The sequence below is a fragment of the Lentzea albida genome, assembly GCF_900111005.1.
In the GTDB taxonomy this organism is placed as follows: domain Bacteria; phylum Actinomycetota; class Actinomycetes; order Mycobacteriales; family Pseudonocardiaceae; genus Lentzea; species Lentzea albida.
The window spans coordinates 301,488-321,727 of record NZ_FOFV01000002.1; the positions used below are offsets into that span (position 1 = coordinate 301,488).

The window sequence follows — 20,240 nt, forward strand, 5'->3', positions numbered from 1 at the left end:
ATCGCGCCGAGGCAGACCCGACGATCACGGCCGGAATGATTCTCTTCGGTCAACACTGAAGCAATAGACCTGACTGGATGTCGCGTGGATCCCCATATGCTCGGGAGGACCGCTAGGAGGCGCGCAGTGGGGCTACGCAGCGAGCAGTGGTACGCCGGAGACGACCGGAACGCCTACATCCACCGTGCCTGGATGCGGCGCGGCACCCCGGACGACGCCTTCCGCCGGCCGCAGATCGCCATCGCCAACTCCGCCTCCGACCTCACGCCGTGCAACGCGCACCTCGACGACGTGGCGAAGTCCGTCTCCAACGGCGTGTACGAGGCCGGTGGCATCCCGCTCAACCTGCCCGTGGTGTCGCTCGGCGAGACGAACGTCCGCCCCACCGCCATGTTGTGGCGCAACATGGCCGCGATGGCCGCCGAGGAGATGCTGCGCGCCAACCCCGTGGACGGCGTGGTGCTGCTCGGCGGGTGCGACAAGACGATCCCGGCGCTGCTGATGGCCGCAGCCTCCGTCGACATCCCGGCGGTCGTGGTGCCGGGCGGGCCGATGCTGACCGGCACGTTCCGCGGGGTGCCGCTGGGGTGCGGGACGGACGTGTGGCGGCTGTCCGAGGAGGTGCGCGCGGGCACGTTGTCGCAGGAGCAGTTCCTGCGCAGCGAGTCGGCGATGATCCGCAGCCGCGGCCACTGCAACACCATGGGCACCGCCTCGACGATGGCGCTGGTCGCGGAGGCGCTCGGCACGGTCGTCCCGGGCGTCGCCGGCACCCCGGCGCCGGACAGCAGGCTCCTGGAAGCCTCGCACGGCACCGGACGGCTCATCGTCGAGCTGATCGAGAAGGACCGCCGGCCCAGCACGTTCCTCACCAAGGCCAGCTTCCACAACGCGATCGTGGCGCTGGCGGCGATCGGCGGTTCCACCAACGCCGTGGTGCACCTGCTCGCGATCGCCGGGCGGCTCGGCGTCGACCTGACGCTCGACGACTTCGACCGCGTCGGCTCCGGCGTGCCGCTGCTGGTCGACCTGCAGCCGGCGGGCCGGTTCCTGATGGAGGACTTCCACCGCGCGGGCGGACTCCTCGCCGTGCTGCGGGAGGTGCGGGACCTGCTCGACCCCGACGGGCTCACGGTCACGGGCAGGCCGCTCGTCGACCACCTCGACGACGCGCCGATCTGGGACCCCGAGGTCATCCGCGCGCGGACCGAGCCGATCATCGCCGAGGGCGGCATCGCGGTGCTGAGGGGCAACCTGGCGCCATCAGGAGCTTTGATCAAACCGGCGGCCGCGTCGGCGCACCTGTTGCAGCACCGCGGGAAGGCCGTCGTGTTCGACAGCATCGAGGACTTCCACGCCCGCGTGGACGATCCCGATCTGGACGTGGACGCGGACTCCGTGCTGGTGCTGCGCGGCTGCGGCCCGCGCGGCTATCCGGGCATGCCCGAGGTGTCGAACATGCCGCTGCCGAAGAAGCTGCTGGAACAGGGCGTCCGCGACATGGTGCGGATCTGCGACGGGCGCATGAGCGGCACCGCCTACGGCACGGTCGTCCTGCACGTGGCGCCGGAAGCGGCGGCGGGCGGGCCGCTCGGGCTGGTCCGCACGGGCGACGTCATCGTGCTCGACGTGGAGAACCGGCGGATCGACGTGGAGGCACCGGACTTCCTGCAGCGCACCCCGAGCGAAGCGATGTTCCGGGCGTTCGCGTCACCGAAACGCGGCTGGGAGCGGCTCTACGTCGACCACGTGCTCGGTGCCGACACCGGAGCCGACCTGGACTTCCTGGTCGGCTCCAGCGGCAGTGAGGTCACCCGCGAATCGCACTAGTGGGAGTGCGAGTGCTCTTCGACGTGGCCCGCGTCGTGCACGTGCGTGTGTGAGTGCGTCTCACCGTCGTGCGTGTGGGTGTGCTCGTGCTCGACGTGCTCGTGCGAATGCGCCCCGTGGGGGTGCGTATGAGTCGTGTCACCGTGGCTGTGCTCGTGAGTGTGCACTCCGTTGGTCATGCCCTGATGGTGGCATGAGTCCGGCTCGAGCGCGCTGATGCAAGGTCTTGCCTATTGCAAGATCTTTGCTGTTAGCTGCACCAGGCAACACGGACACCTGGGGAGGAACTGGATGCGGCGCGCGGCTCTGCTGGCCCTCGTTCTGCTGGCGGGGTGCACGTCCCCCGACGGCGAGACCACCGCACCGGCGACGTCGATCGTCATCGGCGCGGGCAGCGAACCCGAGAACCTCAACCCCGTGCTCGGCTACGCCCCCGACGGAGCCGCGAAGATCTTCGACGGGCTGGTCGCGCGGGACGCCTCACTGGCGCTCAAGCCCGCGCTGGCGACCGAGCTGCCCACGGCGTCCGCGGACGGCCTGACGTGGACGGCCAAGCTGCGCAAGGACATCACGTTCTCCGACGGCACCCCGCTCACCGCGGACGACGTCGTGTTCACCTACAGGTCCGTGCTGGACAAGAAGGTGAACTCCACGATCGCCTCCCGGTTCGACGCGCTGGCCGGGGTCACGGCGAAAGACCCGGCCACGGTGGAGTTCACGCTCTCCTACCCCTACGCGCCTTTCGCGCAGCAGCTCGCGCTCGGCATCGTGCCCGCCGCGAAGCTCAAGGACGCGGACATCAACAGCGCGCCGTTCAACACCGCGCCCGTCGGCACCGGCCCGTACACGGTCGAGACGTGGCGCAAGGGCGACCGGATGGTGTTGAAGGCCAACGAGAAGTACTGGGGCGGCGCTCCCGCGATCAAGTCCGTGACCGTGGTCTTCGTGCCGGACGACAACGCCCGCGCGATCCGCATGGCCGCCGGCGAGTTCGACGGCACGGTGCTGCCGCCCAAGCTCGCGCAGACGTACAAGGACAGGTCCGGCTACAAGATCGTGCAGAACCCGTCCGCCGACTACCGCGGTCTCGGCATCCCGTCCGAACTGCCGTTCACCTCGACGCCGGAGGTGCGCCGCGCGATCAACCTCGGCATCAACCGCCAGGCCATGATCGACGCCGTGCTGGCGGGCTCCGGCAAGCCCGCGTCCACGCCGATCTCGCCGTACCTGAAGGACTGGTACGACGAGGGTTCCGCGTTCCGCTACGACGTCGCCGAGGCCGAGCGGCTGCTCGACGCGGCCGGCTGGCGCAAGGGCGCGGACGGCAAGCGCGCCAAGGACGGCCAGCTCGCGAAGCTGCCCGTGCTCTACCCCGCTCCGGACGTGCTGCGCAAGGAACTGGCCCTCGCCACGGCGTCCGACATCGCGAAGCTCGGCGTCGACGCGCCCGTCGAGGCCACGACGTTCGACATCATGCTGCAGCGCCGCGAAGAGGCTGCGGCGGTGTGGGGCGGCGGCGACCCGTACGACCCGGACACGGCCGCCTACACGTTGCTGCACAGCAGGTACGCGGGCCAGGCGGGCTACGTGAACATGACGCTCTACAAGAACTCCACTGTGGACACGGCGCTCGACACCGCGCGCCGCAGCCTCGACCCGGCGGCCCGCAAGAAGGCCTACGACGAGTTCCAGAAGGCGTACTCGGCCGACCCCGGCTGGGCGTTCCTCGTCTTCCTCGACCACACCTACGTGCTGCGCGACAGGTGGAACGGCCAGGAGACGCAGGTCGAGCCGCACGACCACGGCCTCGTGCACGCCGTGTGGTGGAACCTCGAGCGCTGGACACCGAAGTCGTGACCAACGCCCACCCCGGACCCGCCACGCGCGGCACCGCACGCTCGATCGGCCGGATCGCCCTGCGGCGGCTGGCCTTCGCGGTCCCGGTGCTGCTCGTGGTCAGCTTCGCGCTGTTCGTGCTGGCGAAGGCCAGCCCGTTCGACCCCGTCGAGCGCTACTTCGGCGTCCGGATCATCGGCGCCTCGCCCGAACGCGTCGCCCAGCTGCGCGAGAACTGGGGTGTCGACGAACCGGTCGTCGCCCAGTACTGGGCCTGGCTGACGCACGCGGTCACCGGCGACCTCGGCGACTCGCTGTCGTTGCAGCAACCCGTGTCCGCGGTGATCGGCGACCGTCTCGGGTGGACGGTTCTGCTGGTGTCGGTCGGTTTCGCGCTGGCGCTGGTGCTCGGGCTGCTGCTGGGCACGCTGGCCGCGTGGCGGCAGGGTTCGTGGCTCGACCGGTCGATCACCGGCAGCTGCTACGCGCTGGAGGCCGCCCCCGTCTTCTGGCTCGGTCTCGCCGTGCTCTACGTCTTCGCGCTGCAACTGCGGTGGCTGCCCGGCGGTGGCGTGACGACCGGCTCCGAACCGCCGTCGGTCGGCGGGGTCGCGCTCCACATGGTGCTGCCGGTGACCGTGCTGGCCATATCGCAGGCGCCGTGGTTCGTGTTGTTCGTGCGGCAGAACCTGCTGGAGTCGTTCACGCAGGACCACGTGATCGGTGCGCGCTCCCGCGGATTGCCGGACCACCTCGTGGTGTCGGGGCACGCGCTGCGCACCTCGCTGCTGCCGTTCCTCACGTTGCTCGGCGCCCGGCTGCCGGAGCTGATCACCGGCGCGTTGCTGGTGGAGACGGTGTTCTCGTGGCCGGGCATCGCGCGGGCGACCGTGGAGGCCGCGCTGAACGTCGACTTCGCGCTGCTCGGCGCGCTGACCGTGATGGCGACGGGCGTGGTGCTGCTGGGCAACCTGCTGGCCGATGTCCTGTACGCGCTGGCCGACCCGAGGGTGGCGCTCGATGGCTGACCTGACCTGGCGTCCCGCTCCGCGCAGCCGCCTCACCGCGGCCAGTCCCCCGCGCTCGCCGAAGTGGCGTCTGCTGCCGTCCGCGGTCGTCCTCGGCGTCGTCGCGGTGACAGTCCTTGTCGTACCGCTGTTCGTGGAGCTGAACGAGCAGTACGTCGACCTCGCGATCGCCAACCGGCCGCCGTCCGCCGCGCACCTGTTCGGCACCGACGAACTGGGCCGCGACGTGCTGCTGCGCTGCGTCTACGCGCTGAGGGTGTCGCTCACGGTCGGTGTGGTCGCCGCGGTGATCTCGGCGGTCGCGGGCACGGCCGTCGGCGCGCTGGCCGGGTCGATCGGCGGCTGGTTCGACCGGATCGTGATGCGCGTGGTCGACGCGATCGCCTCGGTGCCGCACCTGCTGCTGGGCATCGTGATCGTCGCGATCCTGCGGCCGAGCCTGTCCGCCGTGATCATCTCGATCGCCCTGACGCACTGGCTCACCGCCGCCCGGATCGTGCGGTCGGAGGTGTTGTCGTTGCGCACCAGGCCGTTCATCGACGCGGCGATCATGGGCGGGGCGACGCGCCTGCAGGTCATGACCCGGCACCTGCTGCCGAACGTCGCCCCGCAGGTCCTGCTCGCCACCACGCTGATGGTCCCGCACGCGGTGTGGCACGAGACGGCGCTGTCGTTCCTGGGCCTCGGCCTTCCCCCGCACGCGGCCAGCATCGGCAACATGATCAACGACGCCCAGCGCTCGCTGCTGATCGGTGGCTGGTGGATGTCGCTGGCGCCCGGCCTGCTGCTGATCGTCACGACGCTCGCCGTGTCCGGCGTGAGCGGTGTGTGGCGGGACCGGCTGAACCCCAAGCGGCGCACGGAGTTGACGTGGTGAACCTGGAGATCGACCGGGTGTCGGTGCGGTTCGCGCTCAAGGGCGCGACCGTGCAGGCCGTGAACGACGTGTCGCTGCGCATCCGGCCCGGCGAGTGCGTGGCGCTGGTCGGCGAGAGCGGCTGCGGCAAGACCGTGCTGGCGAGCGCGCTGCTCGGGTTCCTGCCCGGCAACGCCGAGACCAGCGGCAGCGCGCGGCTCGGGGACGTCGACCTGCTCGCGGCAACCGACCACGAGCTCGCGACGACCGTGCGCGGCCGGAAGATCGGCCTCATCCCGCAGAGCCCGGCCAGCCACCTCACGCCCGTCCGCACCGCGCGGTCGCAGCTCGAAGAGACCGCGAAGGTCCTGGGCGGAGACGCGGGGAAAGCCGCCGAACGAGCGGGGCTCCTGCCCGAGCACCTCGACCGCTACCCGCACGAGCTGTCCGGCGGCATGGCGCAACGGGTCGCGAACGCCCTGGCGCTCGTCGGCAACCCGCCGTTGCTGATCGCCGACGAACCGACCACCGGCCTCGACCGCGATCTCGTTGACGGGCTGCTGGACGAGTTCCGCCGGCTCGTCGACGACGGGCACGCCGTCCTGCTGATCACGCACGACCTGGCGGCGGCGCACAGGGTCGCCGACCGGATCGCGGTGATGTACGCGGGCCGGATCGTCGAGGTCGGCCCGGCGCACGAGGTGCTCGACCGCGCGAAGCACCCCTACGCCCGAGGCCTCGCCAACGCCCTGCCGGAACGCGACTTCCTGCCGATCCCCGGCCAGCCGCCCCTGCTCACCGACCTGCCCGCGGGCTGCGCGTTCGCCCCGCGCTGCGAGCAGGCCACCGCGATCTGCGAGGACCGCCCCGTGCTGACCGACGACCCGCACGCCGTCGCGTGCCACCGCCCGTGCTGACCGCGAAGGACGTCACCGCCGGGTACAGCGCCCCGGTGATCACCGACGTCAGCCTCACCGTCGCACCGGGACAGACCGTCGGCCTCGCCGGGCCGAGCGGCTCCGGCAAGTCCACTTTGGCCCGCGTGCTCGCGTTGCTGCACAAGCCGTTCGCCGGAACGGTGGAGATCGACGGCGAGACGGTCACCGGGTTCCGGTTCCAGGCTCGGCAGCGCACGAAGATCGGCGTGCTGTTCCAGCAGCCGAGGCTGTCGGTCGACCCGCGCTTCACCCTGCGCCGGGCGATCGCCGAGCCGCTGAAGGACCAGGACCGCGTCGGCGAGCTGGCCGACCTGGTGATGCTGACCGACGACCTGCTGGGCCGCCGTCCGCACGAGGTGAGCGACGGCCAGTTGCAACGCGCCTGCCTCGCCCGCGCGCTCGCGCTGGACCCGCGCTACCTGATCTGCGACGAGATGACGACGATGCTCGACGCCTCCACGACGGCGGCGCTGGTCGGTGTGATCCGCGCCTACCAGGAGCGGACCGGCGCGGGCGTGCTCGCGATCTCGCACGACGCCACGCTGCTGAACCGGTGGGCGGACGAGACCGTCAGGCTTTGAGGACCGCGTCCACGATGATGTTGTCGCGGTAGCTGCCCGCGACCCGGTCGAACTCGCCGCCGCACGTCACGAGCCGCAGCTCCGACAACGGCGTCGGCCCGTACACGGCGGCGGTCGGGAACAGGGTCTTCTCGGTCGTGTGCGTGCCGCTCACGACGAACGTGAGCCTGCTGCCGTCCTCGCGCTCGACCAGCACCTCGGCGCCGGGCTGCAGCTCGGGCAGCCGGAAGAACACCCCGGGCCCGGTCTTCGAGTCGACGTGTCCCGCGATCACCGCCGGCCCCCGGTCCCCCGGCGCGACGCCCTTGGCGAACCACCCGGCCTTGTCGGCGCGGGTCGGCGGTTCCAACGCCCCCGAGGAGTCCACGTCCAGCGACTCCAGCTTCGTCTCGACGCCGATCGACGGGATCAGCACCGTCACCGGCTCCGGCGCCTCGTCACCACCGGGTCCCTTGACCACGTAGATCAGCGTGACCACGATCGCCGCTCCCATCAGGAGCTTGGCCTTGGCCATCAGCCGAACCGGAACAGCCGGCCGCGCACCGAGTACATGGCGACGCCCACGATGAGCGTGATCACCAGTGCGGTGAGCCAGTCCCAGCCGCCCGCCATGCCGCCGAACCCGGTCTCCTGACCGCCGCCGGGCACGACCTCGGCGCTCTTCGCGTCCGTGCGCAGCTCGATCCGCCGGGCGCTGACCAGCAACGAGTAGACGCCACCCGGTTCGATGGTCGCTTCGAGCCGCGTCGAGTCCTTACCGCGTTGCAGGATCTCCAGCGCGTCGGAGCCGGGCGCCAGTTCGAGGTAGCCGGTCGACGAGTTCGCCTGCACGGCGCGGTGCACGGACACACCGGCCCGCACCAGGTCCATCTCGGCGTCGCCGCCGTTGATCACGCGCAGCCGGGCCTGCCCGTTCGCGGGGAGGCTGACGTCGTCCTCCAGGACCTTCATCGTGGAGGCCAGGTCGACGACCGTGTACGCCTTGCCGGACCCCGCCTGCACCGTGAGCGAGCGCAGCAGCGGGCTGCCGGGCTCGGACATCCGGAACTCGACGACGTGCTCCCCCGGCTCGACCCGGCGGTAGGTGTCGAGGTCGGCGTAGTCGAGGGTGCCGAGCTTGACCCCGTCGAGCACCGCGTCGACCCGCGCCTGGTCCTTCGAGAAGTGCCCGAAGCGCAGGTACGTGCCGGTCGCGGCGTGCGCGGGCGTGGCGGATAGCAGCAGCAACAGCACGACGGCGATCACTCGCACGCGGACCCCTCCCCTCACCGGACGTGCACCAACGATAACTCGGCTGATCACCGTCCGGTGAGGTTCGGCCGGCCTCCCGGATGGCCCACGGTCGCCCCGGAGGCCTCCACCGCGAGCCTGGCCGCCGCCTCGGGGCCGTCTCCCCGCGTGAGGGCGAACGTCAGCGCCGCGACGAACGCGTCACCACCGCCGGTCGTGTCGACGACCTCGGCGTCTCCCAGGGGCAACACCAGCTCACCTGAGTCCCACACGAACACGTTGCCCACGTCGTTCACGGCGAACGCGACGAGTTCGAGGCCCTTCAGGTCGCGCGCCGCCTCCAGCGCGTCGTCCGCGCTCGTGATCTCCCGGCCGGTCAGCAGCTCGGCCTCCTGGTGGTCGGCGCGCACGACGTGGGCGCACGCCAGCAGTTCGTCTCGCAGCCGTTCGGGGGCGCCGTCGAGCACCACACGCCCGGAGGCCGCCCGCGCCGCCTTGAGAGCGACCTCGGGCCGTTGCTGGAGCTGCACCACCACGGACCCCGCACGCGCGATGAGGTCCATCGGCAGGTCGTCCTCGCGCAGCAGCACGCCCTCCGGCAGATCTTCGAGGTAACGCCAGCCGTCGGCGACGACGTCCACGATCAGCCCGGTCCGGCAGTCCGGCCGCACGACCACACCGCCGGTCGCGATGCCGTCCGCGCCGGCCCGCGCGAGCAGCCGCGCGCCCGTCTCGTCGTCGCCGACCACACCGACGAGCGCGACCGGCGCGCCCAGCTGGGCCAGGCCGACGGCGATGTTCGCGCCCTTGCCGCCGAGCACCTCCCGGCGCTCCCGCACGGCAGCCGTGCCACCGGGACCCGGCACCTCGTCCACGACGAGGACCAGGTCCCGCGCGATCTGTCCCACCACCACGACGTCGTCCACGGTCCTGGACTACCCGGCGGCGGCCCGATCAACTCGGCAGAAACCGATCGGTGACGTCGAGGCCGTCCGGCAGCACCCGGAAGAGGTCGACCGGTGTCCGCTGCGACACCATCTCGCCGCGGTGGGCGCGCTTGAGCTCGTCCCGCGCGACCACGACCCGCTCGCCCGGCGCGGACAGCACGAGGACCGGCACCGCGCCCTGGGCGACGTGGGCGCCCACCCTGCCCTCGGTGCCGCGCCCGAACGCGAGCACCTTGCCGTAGCGGACGAGGTAGAGCAGGGTCGCATCGCCGCGCACGCGCTTGAGCCGCTCCACTTCCCCCGTCTCGTCGTTGCGGCCCCACGTGCCGTGCGATTTCGTCAGCCACCGGTATCCGGTCCACGGCAACCCGTGCACGTCCGTCGCGAGCACGGTCCAGCCGGGCCGGAAGTACTTGGCCAGCCGGAGCTTCACGGTCGTCGCGGCGAGGAACTCCGAGTTCTCCCGCCACGTCCCGCCGAGCTCGAGCCGGTGCGCGTTCTCCTGCACCGCCGGGTCCGGCACGGACCGCTCGTCCAGGCACACCAGGCACCTCGTGCGCCAGCCGGTGCCGCACGAGCGCGCGGTACCGCACCAGCCGCACTGCCGGATCTGCACCTCCGCGGCACCGGGCCGGTCGTGGACGAGCTTCATCTGGTCCGCCACGAGCAGCAGACACGGCTCGCACAAAGCACACCACGCGACCTCGGTGACGTCCTTGCGCGACAACCGGGTCGTGCAGTTGATGCACTGCTTCACTGTTGCCCTCCCCTTGCGGGAAAGCCTATTCCAGCGCCCTTCTCAGGCGCGAGGAGACAAGAGCGTGACGGGGGTCGGTGACCGGGAGGAGCACCTGGAGGCGTTCGAGCACCTCGGCGTCGTCACCGCTGTCCGCGAACGACAGCAGCGCGTCGAGATCTCCCCGCTCCAGCACGCCCTTGCGGACGGCGGCGGCGAGGTCGACCCGCTCCTCGCGGACCACCGGCGCGTCCGACCGGGGCAGCAGGTCACCGCTGTAGTGCCGGGTGGCCCTGCCCGCGTCGCCGGACCGCAGAGCCGTCCGCACGTCCAGGAAGTCGCCGCGCACCACCGCGTCCAGCCGGTACGGCCTCGTCAGCAGGACACCACCGAGCTGCGCGCGCAGCCTGTGCAACTCCGCGCGGACCGTCGTCGGGTTCCCGCGCTCACCGTAGAGCAGCAACGCGAGCTGTTCGGCCGTCAGGCCCTTGGGGTGCAGGGCCAGCGCCGTCAGCACCTCCGCGTTGCGCAACGTCAGCGCCAGCGGCCGTCCGTCGAGGTCGGCGTGCGGCCCGCCGAGGAAGTTCAGCGTCAGCACGTGCTGCCGCGGCGCGAACCGCTGCAGGTGGTGCGTGGCGAGTTGGGCGGCGGCGGACACGAGCTGCGCGACGGCCGGGTGCATGGTCTTGAGCGGCCCGCTGACGTCGACGACTCCCAGCAGCACCCCGGTGTGGGGATCGTGGATCGGGCTCGCCGCGCACGTCCAGCCGTGGTAGGTGCGCACGAGGTGTTCGCGGGAGTGGACGGTGACGGACCTGCCGGTCGCGAGCGCGGTGCCCATCGCGTTCGTGCCGATCACGTCCTCGCTCCACCGCGAGCCCTCGGTGAGGTGGACGCGCTCCGCCTTGTGCCGGACCTGGTTGTCGCCCTCGCACCAGAGGATGTGGCCGCGGGTGTCGGTGACGATCATGATCGTGTCGTCCATCGACAGCGTGGTCTTCAGCAGCGGCACGGTGGCGGCCAGCGGGTGCGTGCCGCGCAGGTCGGCGACCTCGTCGCGCGCGTAGACGACCGGCGCCTCGTGCCGGTCCGGGTCGACGCGCGCGGCGAGGGAGCGCCGCCACGACTCGAAGATCACCGGACGCGCGGCACCCAGCTCCACTGGGTCCATCGGTCCAGGATGCAGTCCGTACCACCGCAGGAGCAAGCCTGCGAGTACTCCGATCGGATGCAACGTGGGTGAAACGTTGCCGGTTCTACGTTCGCCGCCTGTTCGCAACGATGCGGGAGGCCCAGAGATGGCGAAGTACGCGGCTCCAGGACAGCCGGACAGCGTGGTCACGTTCCGCGACCGGTACGACCACTTCATCGGAGGCGAGTACGTGCCGCCCGCCAAGGGCCAGTACTTCTCCAACCCCTCCCCGGTCACCGGTGAGGACTTCACCGAGATCGCCCGCGGCACCGCCGAGGACGTCGAACGCGCGCTGGACGCGGCCCACGGCGCCGCCCGCGCGTGGGGCAGGACCTCGGTGGCCGAACGGGCCAACGTCCTGAACAGGATCGCCGACCGCATGGAGGCGAACCTCGAGAAGCTCGCGGTCGCGGAGACGTGGGAGAACGGCAAGGCCGTGCGCGAGACGCTGGCCGCCGACCTGCCGCTCGCGATCGACCACTTCCGCTACTTCGCGGGCGCGATCCGCGCCCAGGAGGGCGGCATCTCGCAGATCGACGAGGACCTGGTCGCGTACCACTTCCACGAGCCGCTCGGCGTCGTCGCGCAGATCATCCCGTGGAACTTCCCGATCCTGATGGCGGTCTGGAAGCTCGCGCCCGCCCTCGCGGCCGGCAACGCCGTGGTGCTCAAGCCCGCCGAGCAGACGCCGGCGTCGATCCACGTGCTGATGGAGCTCATCGCCGACCTGCTGCCGCCGGGCGTCGTGAACATCGTCAACGGCTTCGGCGTCGAGGCGGGCAAGCCGCTCGCGTCGTCGCGCCGGGTCGCGAAGGTGGCATTCACCGGCGAGACGACCACCGGCCGGTTGATCATGCAGTACGCCAGCGAGAACATCATCCCCGTCACGCTGGAGCTCGGCGGCAAGTCGCCGAACGTCTTCTTCAACGACGTGGCCGCGCAGAAGGACGCCTTCTACGACAAGGCGCTCGAAGGCTTCACGATGTTCGCGCTGAACCAGGGCGAGGTCTGCACCTGCCCGTCGCGCGCGCTGGTGCAGAGCGATATCTACGACCAGTTCATGGCCGACGCCGTCGAGCGCACGAAGGCCGTCAAGCAGGGCCACCCGCTCGACACCGAGACGATGATCGGCGCGCAGGCGTCCAACGACCAGCTCGAGAAGATCCTGTCCTACATCGACATCGGCAAGCAGGAGGGCGCGCGAGTCCTCACCGGCGGCGAGCGCGCGGACCTCGGCGGCGAGCTGTCCGGCGGCTACTACGTGACGCCCACGGTGTTCGAGGGCGACAACAAGATGCGGATCTTCCAGGAGGAGATCTTCGGCCCGGTCGTCTCCGTGGCCCGCTTCGCCGACTACGACGACGCGATCAAGACCGCCAACGACACCCTTTACGGCCTCGGCGCTGGCGTGTGGTCCCGCGACGGCGGCACCGCCTACCGAGCCGGCCGCGACATCCAGGCCGGCCGCGTGTGGGTGAACAACTACCACGCCTACCCGGCGCACGCGGCGTTCGGCGGCTACAAGCAGTCCGGCATCGGCCGCGAGAACCACCGCATGATGCTCGACCACTACCAGCAGACCAAGAACCTGCTCATCAGCTACTCGCAGAACGCCCAGGGCTTCTTCTGATGCCCCGCGTCGCACTGACCCCTGAGGCCGCGGACGTGCTCCGCGGCCTCAGGGCCGACCACGGCGACCTGATGTTCCACCAGTCCGGCGGCTGCTGCGACGGCTCGGCCCCGATGTGCTATCCGCTCGGGGAGTTCCGCACGGGCGCGTCCGACGTGCACCTCGGTGATCTCGCCGTCGACTCGTTCGTGGTGCCGGTGTGGATGTCCGCGTCTCAGTTCGAGTACTGGAGCCACACCCACCTGACGATCGACGTCGTGCCCGGTCGTGGGAGCGGTTTCTCGCTGGAAGCACCACTGGGAGTGCGTTTTCTGGTGCGCTCTCGACTGCTCACCGACGAGGAGCTCTAATCTCTCCGCATGACCGTCCACTGCGGATGCTGCGGAGCCGAGATCACCTCTACGGACCGCATCGACTACAGGTTGAACCGTCCGGAGCAACTGCTCGGCGTGCCCGGTGAGCGGCTGGGCGCGCCGACGGGCGGGCTGCTCGTCGGACCGGACGGCGACTCCTACATCCGTTGTCTGCTCCCGGTTCGGCTGACCGGCGGAACCGAGATCGTGTTCGGCGCGTGGACGCAGATCTCCAAGGTCGACGCGATGTACGCGCACGCCGTGTGGGACAACGACGAGCAGTACGCGAACCTGCGGATCTCCGGCCGGTTCGCGAACGTCATCAAGCCGTGGGACCTGCTGGGCGTGCCGGTCGAGGCGGCCGTGCTCAACACCGACGAGCTGCCCTACTTCACCTCGCACCCGTTGCTGGACCGGGAGTGGGACCGCGACGAGGTGCTGTGCCGCATCCGGCACCCGTTGCCCGTGCCCGTCCGCGAGACGCTCGGCGAGGTCTGGACCGTCGAACGCACCGAGGGCATGCGGTGCGCCGTCGACGGCCGCACGGTCAGGTTCACGAGCCCCGACCGCAGGGTGGCGCTCGACGTCTACGCCGACCTCACCGGCGGCAGCGTGAGCGACTTCCTGGGCGCGGTCCTCGACGGCTTCCCCGCGAGCGCCGAGCACTCCGTCACGCACGACGGCCCCGAGCTGCGCCACGCGTTCTGGCTGAGCGAGGTGATCGACGGCCACGAGGAGCAGGTGTTCCACGGGCACGTCGTCCGGCCCGGCACGATGATCTCCGTGCGCTGCGTGCACCGCTACCCGGCGGACCGCTCGTGGGCGCAGCACGTGCTCAACAGCGTCCGGTTCATCGGGTGACGGCCTGCGACTGCTGCGGTGCCGAGGTCGACGACTCGGGCGCGATCGACCTCGACCTGGGCCTGCCTCCCGGCGTGCGGAACCCGTCGCTGAGGGCGGGCGGCAACGTCCTGCTGGCCGACGACGCCGCCTACGTCCGGTGCGTCCTGCCCGTCGAGCTGACCTGCGACCTGGAACTGTGGTTCGGCGCCTGGATGCGCGTGGACCCCGAGGCCGCCCGGCACGCGGCCGAGGTCTGGGACGGCCCCGGCTACGCCTCGCTGCGGTTCACCGGCACGTTCGCGCACGACCTCAAGCCGTGGGACGACCTGCGCGGCGTCCCGGTCGTGGCCGAGGTCCGCGAGCCCGATGACCTGCCCGAATACGTCCAGCACCCGGTGCTCGGCAGGGTGTGGGACCGCGACGAGGTGCTCAGCGGGTACCTGGTCGAGCTGCCGATCTCGATCCGGCAGAAGCTGCCCGGCACGTGGAGCATCGAACGCACCGCGGGCCTCACCCCGCACGTGCTGGAGGAGGGCCTGCGGTTCGCGGGCCCCGGCCGCGCGGTGTTCGTGGACGTCCGCCGCGCGATGGGCACGCCCGCGGACCAGTTCCTCGAGATGGCGCTGGAGGGCGCGCCGGACGTGCCGGCCGAGCAGCAGTTCCTCGTGCGCGACGGCGTCGAGCTGCGGCACGCGTTGTGGCTCACGACCACTTCGGACGGAGTGACGCGGCACGAGTTCCACGGCCACGTCGCGCGGTTCGGCGAGATGCTCGTCGTGACGTGCGTGCACGACGACCCGGCGGACCACGCGTGGGCGCGCCACGTGCTGAACAGCGTGCGGTTCCGGCGCGTGACGCGCTCGTAACGTCAGGGAAATCCCAAGTTTAGGTTGGTGACCTGGACCACTACTCCGGCTGGACTGACGATTCCCGCCATGAACGTCCTGCTGGCCTTCGCACTCACCGCGAGTCTCACGTCTCCGGTGCACCTGCCCCCGACCGCGCCGTGCCCGGAGAACGTCCCCGCCGGCACCACCTGTTACGAGGGACAGGACGCCAACGGCGCGTACTACACGATCGCCGTGCCGAAGAAGTGGAACAAGACTCTGGTCGTGCACTCGCACGGCGGACCTGACCTGGGCGCGCCGACGCCGGAGCGCACCCGTGACGACCTCAACCGGTGGTCCGTCATGGTGAAGGAGGGCTACGCGTGGGCGGGCACCTCGTACCGGCGGGGCGGGTACGGCACGCGGATGGCGGCCGAGGACACCGACAACCTGCGCAAGATGGTCAGCGCGATGCTCAAGCCGCACAAGGTGTTCATCCACGGGCAGTCGTGGGGCGGCAACGTCGCGGCGAAGACCATCGAGCTGTACAAGGGTTATGACGCGGCGCTGCTCACGAGCGGCGTGATGGCGGGCGGGTCGCGCGGCTACGACTACCGCGTCGACCTGCGCGCGGTCTACCAGTACTACTGCGGCAACCACCCGCGGCCGTCCGAGGTGCAGTACCCGCTGTGGCAGGGCCTGCGCGCCGACTCGACGATGACGACCGCCGGGCTGCGCGGCAGGATCGAGGAATGTCTCGGCGTGGCAGGAAGTCGCACGCCCGAGCAACAGCAGAAGCTCACCGACATCCTCACCGTCACGAAGATCCCCGAGGAAACCCTGAACTCGCATCTGAACTTCGCGACGTTCACGTTCCGCGACATCGTGCACAACCGGCTGGGCGGCAAGAACCCGTTCAGCAACACCGGTGTGGTGTACAAGGGTTCGCACGACGACGCCGCGCTGAACGCCGGTGTCGCCCGCTTCGCCGCGGACCCCGAGGCCCGCGCGCAGCTGGCCTACGACAGCGACCTGACCGGCAAGATCGACATCCCGGTGCTGTCGGTGCACGCGATCGGCGACCCCACGGCGTTCGTCGAGCACGAGTCGGCCTACCGCGACACCGTGCAGAAGGCGGGCCGCTGGTACAACCTCGTGCAGACCTTCACGACCGAGGCCACGCACAGCGCGTTCAGCGACTCCGAGTACGCCGCGGCCATGCAGTCGCTGGAGACCTGGGAGAAGTGGGGCATCCGCTCCAACACGTTCCTGATCGCGGCCTCCTGCCCCGGCCACGACCGCAAGTACGGCACCGGCTGCTACTTCAACCCCTGGTACAAGCCGGCGTCCTACGAGTCCCGGGTCGCGCCCCGCGAGTGAGGTGCTCGGGTGCTCGGCGGGGGGCTTCGCGGGTCTTGACCTCCAGCTCGGTCGAGGTATGACGATCTTCGACATGACCGATCTCGCAGACATCGAAGCGCTCGTCGCCACCGTCCAGCACTCCCAGCAGAACGAGCTCGCCGAGGAGTTCATCGCACTCTTCCGCGAGGACGCGATCTGGACCACCGCACACGGCAGGAGACTCACCGGACGCGACGAGATCGCCTCCTTCACCCGCCAGGTCCTGCCCGGCGCGGCGAAGGAGGCGACCGCCACGTACGAGGTGGCGCACGTGCTGTTCATCAGGCCCGACGTGGCGGCCGTGAAGATCCGCCAGCGCCCGGTCCGCCCGGACGGCACTCCCCTGCCCGACCAGAACGAGGGCTCACCGCTCTACATCCTGTCCAAAGAGGACGAAGGCTGGCGGATCGCCGCCGGGCAGAACACCATCGTGCTCTAACGCCCCTGCAACGACTTCACCTTGTCGCCGAACGTCCAGCCCTTCGAGCCGTCCCAGTTGATCGACCAGGTCATCAGGCCCTTGAGCTGGCCACCGAAGCTGTTCCACGCCTGCCCCACCAGCGTGGGGCTCATGTAACCGCCGCCGGCACCGGGCTGCGCGGGCAGCCCGGGAACCTGCTTGTTGTAGGGCACCCTGATCGTGGTGCCCTGCACGACGAGCCCCTTGTTCAGGCACTGCGTCTGCGCCACGAACCCCTGCACGGTCCCGGCGGAGTAGCTGTCGCCGGAGCAGCCGTACATGGACCCGTTGTAGTACTGCATGTTCAGCCACCACAGGCGCCCGTTGTCCGCGTACTTCTTGATGATCGGCAGGTAAGCACCCCAGATCGACCCGTACACGACACTGCCACCCGTCACGTACGCGGTCTCCGGCGCCATGGTCAGCCCGAACCCGGCCGGCATCGCCGCGAGCACGCCGTCGATGATCCGGATCAGGTTGGCCTGCGAGGCCGACAACTGGCCGATGTTGCCACTGCCGACGAGCCCGGTCTCGATGTCGATGTCGATGCCGTCGAAGTTGAACTTCTTGAGGATCGGCACCACGGTCGCGACGAACCGGTCGGCCACGGCGGCCGAACTCAGGTCGATACCCGCCGCGGCACCACCGATCGACAGCAGGATGGTCGCCCCGGCGGCCTTCGCCGCACACATCTCGGCGGGCGTCGCGACCTTCACGCCGGCGTCCATGCCGTCTTCCCACAGCACGGTGCCGTCGGAGCGGATCACGGGGAACGCCGCGTTGATCACGTTGTAGCCGTGCTGCTTGATGCGGCTGTCGGTGATCGGCGTCCAGCCGAACGGCGGGTGGACCCCGTTCGAGGCTCCGTCCCAGTTCTCCCAGTAGCCGTGCAGGACCTTGCCCGCTGGGCGGGGTTTGAGGGCGCACGTGTCGGCGGCTTGGGCGGTTTTTGCGGCTTGTGCGGTGGACGGGACCAGGAGGGCGCTCATGAGCAGAAGCAGGGCTGTCAGTGCCCTTGGCAGGATGCGGGCGGACATTCGCTCACCTTTCGCTTACAGGCGGCGACCCACAGTCATTGTGGCACGAAATGGTCCAGACCTCTAGGCGGGTGGGGGCGGGTGTGCCTGCGGCAGATGGGGGCGGGCGGCGGTGCGACGCGCGCGGTGAGCGGGTCGAGGGAGGCCGGTGTGCCGCGACAGGGGCGTAGCAGCGGTCGTGTGCGGCTGGCGGCTGGCGGCTGGCGGCTGGCGAAGCATGGGTCGGCAGGTGGGTGGCACGTTTGCTACGTGGTGTGACGGTGGGTAGCGCAGCCGCGAGTGGCGAAGGGCGTGCCGCGACAGGTGGGGGCGTAGCGGCGGTGTGGCGCCAGCAGTCAGAGGCGTGCGGTGGGTGGCGCAGCCGCAGGGGGCGTGACGTCGGTGTAGGCCGCCGCAGGCACGACGGCAGCGAGCGGATGCGGCGCGGCGAAACAAGCGAAGGCCGGCGCAGCCGTTAGAGGCGAAGCCGGTCGGCGGGTGCCGGTGCCGGTGGCGGGGGTGCCGTTGTCCGTCACCGTTCGCCCCTACCAGCCCATGGCCGGCTGGGGGCCGGGAGCCGCGGTCCGCGCTCCCGGTCCCCAGCCGGACCCGGTTGCCATCACCCCGACGGGGTGGCTACGCCGCCTTCAGGGACCAGAGGGTTTCCTCCGACACCTTCCAGAGTTGGGCCGCCGACTCCTCGGACTGGGCGTAGGCCGCCAGGCCGCGGAGATGGTTGCCGGGCTCCGCCGGCGTGGCCTCGTTGCAGTCTTCGAGGTACTTGCCGGACACGCCTTCCAGCAGGGGCGAGGTGGCTGCCACCAGGGTGGTGGCGGCGCCCTGCTCCGGGGTTTTAACGCGGCGGGTGGCGGTGGCGCCGCTTTGGCGGATGCGGTCCTGCAGTTCCTGCTGGGTCAGGTGGCGTTGGAGGTTGGTGGCGATGCTGCCCGGCATGAGGGCGTTCATGGTGATGCCCTCGCCTGCCCAGCGGTGGCCCGCCTCCACGCCGAAGAGGATGTTGGCGGTCTTGGACTGGCCGTAGGCCTCCCAGCGGTCGTACTCGCGGTGGGCGTAGTGGATGTCGTCGAAGACGACGTCGCTCATGAGGTGGGCGGACGAGCTGACGTTGACCACGCGGGCGCCTTCGGCTCGGAGTGAGTTGAAGAGGCCCAGGGTCAGGGCGAAGTGGCCCAGGTGGTTGGTGGCGAACTGGAGTTCCCAGCCCTCCGGGGTGCGGGTCAGCGGGGTGGCCATGACGCCCGCGTTGTTGACCAGGAGGTGGAGCGGGCCGTCCCAGTTGCGGGCGAAGGCCTTCACCGACGCCTGGGAGGAGAGGTCCAGGTGTGCCACCGAGATGTGCGCGCCGGTGGACTTGGCGAGGGCGGTGGCCACTCGCTCGCCCGCGTCGATGTCGCGGGCCGCGATGGTGACCTCGGCGCCCGCCGTGGCCAGGGCTCGGACCGTTTCCACGCCGATGCCCGAGGCGCCGCCGGTGACGACGGCGCGGCGGCCGGTGAGGTCCACGCCCTCGACGACCTGCAGGGCCGTCGTCTCGAAACCGAATCCTGTCGTGATCATGCCTGCACCTTCAGCGTTTCCTCGGAGACCTCCCAAAGCTGGGCGGCGGCTTCGGGGTCGGCCGCGTAGGCGGCCAGGCCGTTGCTCATGCCCGGAGCGTGTGGGAGCGCCTCGTCGCAGTCTTCGAAGTAGAGGCCCGAACGGCCCTCCACCAAGGGGGACACGGCGAGCACCAGGGTGGTGGCCGCGCCCTGTTCCGGGGTCTTGAGGCGCAACGGGTTCGAGCCGCCGCGCAGGCGGCGCCGCTCCTCCAGCTCCTCCGGGGTGATGTGGCGCTGCAGCGCCGTCAGGATGCCGCCCGGCATCAACGCGTTCATCGTGATGCCCTCGCCGGACCAGCGGCGGCCCGCCTCGACGCCGAACAGCACGTTCGCCGTCTTCGACTGGCCGTACGCCTGCCAGCGGTCGTACTCGCGGCGCTCGTAGTGGATGTCGTCGAACACCACCGGGCTGCTCAGGTGGCCGGCGGAGCTGACGTTGACGACGCGGGCGCCCTCGGCGCGCAGCGCGGCGAACAGGCCCAGCGTCAGCGCGAAGTGGCCGAAGTGGTTCGTGGCGAACTGGAGCTCCCAGCCCTCCGGCGTGCGGGTCAGCGGCGGGGCCATGACACCCGCGTTGTTGATCAGCAGGTGCAGCGGGCCGTCCCACGCCGAGGCGAAGGCCTTGACCGACTCCTGCGAGGTCAGCTCCAGCGGAGCGACCAGAACGGCGTTGTTGCCCGTCGACGCGGACACCTCGGCGGCGACCCGGCGGCCCGCCTCCACGTCGCGCGCCGCGATGGTGACCTCGGCTCCGGCGGCGGCCAGCGCCCGCACGGTCTCCACGCCGATGCCCGACGCCCCACCGGTGACCACGGCGCGACGGCCGGACAGGTCGACGCCCTCGACGACCTCGAGAGCCGCGCTCTCGAACCCGAACGGGGTGAGGATGCGCTCACTCATCAGATTTCCCCAACCTC

21 protein-coding genes are annotated in these 20,240 nt (G+C 70.6%); 12 read left to right on the forward strand and 9 right to left on the reverse strand.

Going from position 1 to position 20,240, the window contains the following annotated elements; translation table 11 throughout:
* The first annotated feature begins 96 nt into the window (after positions 1-96).
* Positions 97-1,830, forward strand: coding sequence for a dihydroxy-acid dehydratase (locus BMY74_RS06785; protein ID WP_218159540.1), 1,734 nt, complete (start codon positions 97-99; stop codon positions 1,828-1,830).
* Here BMY74_RS06785 and BMY74_RS06790 read toward each other — a convergent pair.
* Complete coding sequence (locus tag BMY74_RS06790; RefSeq protein WP_089911271.1) at positions 1,827-2,009, reverse strand: zinc transporter Slc39a7; 183 nt, start codon at positions 2,007-2,009, stop codon at positions 1,827-1,829. The genes BMY74_RS06785 and BMY74_RS06790 overlap by 4 nt on opposite strands.
* A 112-nt stretch (positions 2,010-2,121) precedes the next feature.
* On the opposite strand from BMY74_RS06790, the gene BMY74_RS06795 reads away from it, so the two are divergent.
* The 5 genes from BMY74_RS06795 to BMY74_RS06815 are packed head-to-tail and all read left to right on the forward strand — an operon-like array spanning position 2,122 to position 7,069.
* A complete protein-coding gene (locus tag BMY74_RS06795) occupies positions 2,122-3,687 on the forward strand; it encodes an ABC transporter substrate-binding protein (protein ID WP_089911273.1) in 1,566 nt (521 codons plus the stop codon).
* A complete protein-coding gene (locus BMY74_RS06800; RefSeq protein ID WP_218159541.1) occupies positions 3,684-4,694 on the forward strand; it encodes an ABC transporter permease in 1,011 nt (336 codons plus the stop codon). The genes BMY74_RS06795 and BMY74_RS06800 overlap by 4 nt, the downstream gene beginning before the upstream one ends.
* A complete protein-coding gene (locus BMY74_RS06805) occupies positions 4,687-5,571 on the forward strand; it encodes an ABC transporter permease (protein WP_089911276.1) in 885 nt (294 codons plus the stop codon). The genes BMY74_RS06800 and BMY74_RS06805 overlap by 8 nt, the downstream gene beginning before the upstream one ends.
* A complete protein-coding gene (locus BMY74_RS06810) occupies positions 5,565-6,467 on the forward strand; it encodes an ABC transporter ATP-binding protein (protein WP_218159542.1) in 903 nt (300 codons plus the stop codon). The genes BMY74_RS06805 and BMY74_RS06810 overlap by 7 nt, the downstream gene beginning before the upstream one ends.
* Positions 6,461-7,069, forward strand: coding sequence for an ABC transporter ATP-binding protein (locus BMY74_RS06815; RefSeq protein WP_089912560.1), 609 nt, complete (start codon positions 6,461-6,463; stop codon positions 7,067-7,069). The genes BMY74_RS06810 and BMY74_RS06815 overlap by 7 nt, the downstream gene beginning before the upstream one ends.
* Here the strand turns inward: BMY74_RS06815 and BMY74_RS06820 are convergent.
* Genes BMY74_RS06820 through BMY74_RS06840 form a run of 5 tightly spaced genes read right to left on the reverse strand, consistent with a single transcriptional unit; the run spans position 7,059 to position 11,153 of the window.
* The gene (locus tag BMY74_RS06820; RefSeq protein ID WP_245785946.1) at positions 7,059-7,583 is read right to left on the reverse strand and encodes a class F sortase; all 525 of its coding nucleotides are present in this window, start codon (positions 7,581-7,583) and stop codon (positions 7,059-7,061) included. The two genes, BMY74_RS06815 and BMY74_RS06820, sit on opposite strands and share 11 nt — an antisense overlap.
* Positions 7,583-8,320, reverse strand: coding sequence for a DUF4397 domain-containing protein (locus tag BMY74_RS06825; RefSeq protein ID WP_177229608.1), 738 nt, complete (start codon positions 8,318-8,320; stop codon positions 7,583-7,585). The genes BMY74_RS06820 and BMY74_RS06825 overlap by 1 nt, the downstream gene beginning before the upstream one ends.
* Positions 8,321-8,367: 47 nt before the next feature.
* Entirely contained in the window at positions 8,368-9,225 is an 858-nt protein-coding gene (locus BMY74_RS06830) for a PfkB family carbohydrate kinase (protein ID WP_089911284.1), read from the reverse strand.
* Between the two features lie 28 nt (positions 9,226-9,253).
* A complete protein-coding gene (locus BMY74_RS06835) occupies positions 9,254-10,003 on the reverse strand; it encodes a hypothetical protein (RefSeq protein ID WP_089911287.1) in 750 nt (249 codons plus the stop codon).
* 25 nt (positions 10,004-10,028) lie between these two features.
* Entirely contained in the window at positions 10,029-11,153 is a 1,125-nt protein-coding gene (locus BMY74_RS06840; RefSeq protein ID WP_089911289.1) for a GAF domain-containing protein, read from the reverse strand.
* 127 nt (positions 11,154-11,280) lie between these two features.
* Here BMY74_RS06840 and exaC point away from each other — a divergent pair, with 127 nt between their 5' ends.
* The 6 genes from exaC to BMY74_RS06870 all read left to right on the forward strand — a co-directional run bounded on the left by exaC (position 11,281) and on the right by BMY74_RS06870 (position 16,667).
* Positions 11,281-12,804, forward strand: coding sequence for an acetaldehyde dehydrogenase ExaC (gene exaC / locus BMY74_RS06845; protein ID WP_089911292.1), 1,524 nt, complete (start codon positions 11,281-11,283; stop codon positions 12,802-12,804).
* Entirely contained in the window at positions 12,804-13,154 is a 351-nt protein-coding gene (locus BMY74_RS06850; protein ID WP_177229609.1) for a DUF779 domain-containing protein, read from the forward strand. Before exaC ends, BMY74_RS06850 begins: the two co-directional genes overlap by 1 nt.
* A 9-nt stretch (positions 13,155-13,163) precedes the next feature.
* Positions 13,164-14,018: a hypothetical protein gene (locus BMY74_RS06855; RefSeq protein WP_089911296.1), complete on the forward strand. Its 855-nt coding sequence runs from the start codon at positions 13,164-13,166 to the stop codon at positions 14,016-14,018.
* Entirely contained in the window at positions 14,015-14,866 is an 852-nt protein-coding gene (locus tag BMY74_RS06860) for a hypothetical protein (RefSeq protein ID WP_089911300.1), read from the forward strand. Before BMY74_RS06855 ends, BMY74_RS06860 begins: the two co-directional genes overlap by 4 nt.
* A gap of 69 nt (positions 14,867-14,935) precedes the next feature.
* Positions 14,936-16,207 (forward strand): alpha/beta hydrolase family protein, encoded by a 1,272-nt coding sequence (locus BMY74_RS06865; RefSeq protein ID WP_089911303.1) that lies wholly within the window; start codon positions 14,936-14,938, stop codon positions 16,205-16,207.
* A 73-nt stretch (positions 16,208-16,280) separates the two neighbouring features.
* Positions 16,281-16,667, forward strand: a complete 387-nt coding sequence (locus BMY74_RS06870; protein WP_245785947.1) for an SgcJ/EcaC family oxidoreductase — start codon at positions 16,281-16,283, stop codon at positions 16,665-16,667.
* Here BMY74_RS06870 and BMY74_RS06875 read toward each other — a convergent pair.
* From BMY74_RS06875 to BMY74_RS06885, 3 genes are all read right to left on the reverse strand, one after another.
* Positions 16,664-17,725 (reverse strand): chitinase, encoded by a 1,062-nt coding sequence (locus BMY74_RS06875; protein ID WP_089911307.1) that lies wholly within the window; start codon positions 17,723-17,725, stop codon positions 16,664-16,666. The two genes, BMY74_RS06870 and BMY74_RS06875, sit on opposite strands and share 4 nt — an antisense overlap.
* 615 nt (positions 17,726-18,340) lie before the next feature.
* On the reverse strand, positions 18,341-19,282 hold the full coding sequence (locus BMY74_RS06880) for an SDR family NAD(P)-dependent oxidoreductase (protein WP_089911310.1): 942 nt from the start codon (positions 19,280-19,282) through the stop codon (positions 18,341-18,343).
* Complete coding sequence (locus BMY74_RS06885) at positions 19,279-20,223, reverse strand: SDR family NAD(P)-dependent oxidoreductase (protein ID WP_089911315.1); 945 nt, start codon at positions 20,221-20,223, stop codon at positions 19,279-19,281. The genes BMY74_RS06880 and BMY74_RS06885 overlap by 4 nt, the downstream gene beginning before the upstream one ends.
* Between the last annotated feature and the right edge of the window lie 17 nt (positions 20,224-20,240).

What these genes read in the sequence shown, in the direction of transcription:
- BMY74_RS06785 (WP_218159540.1), top strand. Translation starts at nt 97, where the DNA reads ATGCTCGGGAGGACCGCTAGGAGGCGCGCAGTGGGGCTACGCAGCGAG.
- BMY74_RS06790 (WP_089911271.1), bottom strand. Translation starts at nt 2,009, where the DNA reads ATGACCAACGGAGTGCACACTCACGAGCACAGCCACGGTGACACGACT.
- BMY74_RS06795 (WP_089911273.1), top strand. Translation starts at nt 2,122, where the DNA reads ATGCGGCGCGCGGCTCTGCTGGCCCTCGTTCTGCTGGCGGGGTGCACG.
- BMY74_RS06805 (WP_089911276.1), top strand. Translation starts at nt 4,687, where the DNA reads ATGGCTGACCTGACCTGGCGTCCCGCTCCGCGCAGCCGCCTCACCGCG.
- BMY74_RS06820 (WP_245785946.1), bottom strand. Translation starts at nt 7,583, where the DNA reads ATGGCCAAGGCCAAGCTCCTGATGGGAGCGGCGATCGTGGTCACGCTG.
- BMY74_RS06840 (WP_089911289.1), bottom strand. Translation starts at nt 11,153, where the DNA reads ATGGACCCAGTGGAGCTGGGTGCCGCGCGTCCGGTGATCTTCGAGTCG.
- exaC (WP_089911292.1), top strand. Translation starts at nt 11,281, where the DNA reads ATGGCGAAGTACGCGGCTCCAGGACAGCCGGACAGCGTGGTCACGTTC.
- BMY74_RS06850 (WP_177229609.1), top strand. Translation starts at nt 12,804, where the DNA reads ATGCCCCGCGTCGCACTGACCCCTGAGGCCGCGGACGTGCTCCGCGGC.
- BMY74_RS06855 (WP_089911296.1), top strand. Translation starts at nt 13,164, where the DNA reads ATGACCGTCCACTGCGGATGCTGCGGAGCCGAGATCACCTCTACGGAC.
- BMY74_RS06865 (WP_089911303.1), top strand. Translation starts at nt 14,936, where the DNA reads ATGAACGTCCTGCTGGCCTTCGCACTCACCGCGAGTCTCACGTCTCCG.
- BMY74_RS06870 (WP_245785947.1), top strand. Translation starts at nt 16,281, where the DNA reads ATGACCGATCTCGCAGACATCGAAGCGCTCGTCGCCACCGTCCAGCAC.
- BMY74_RS06875 (WP_089911307.1), bottom strand. Translation starts at nt 17,725, where the DNA reads ATGTCCGCCCGCATCCTGCCAAGGGCACTGACAGCCCTGCTTCTGCTC.
- BMY74_RS06880 (WP_089911310.1), bottom strand. Translation starts at nt 19,282, where the DNA reads ATGATCACGACAGGATTCGGTTTCGAGACGACGGCCCTGCAGGTCGTC.
- BMY74_RS06885 (WP_089911315.1), bottom strand. Translation starts at nt 20,223, where the DNA reads ATGAGTGAGCGCATCCTCACCCCGTTCGGGTTCGAGAGCGCGGCTCTC.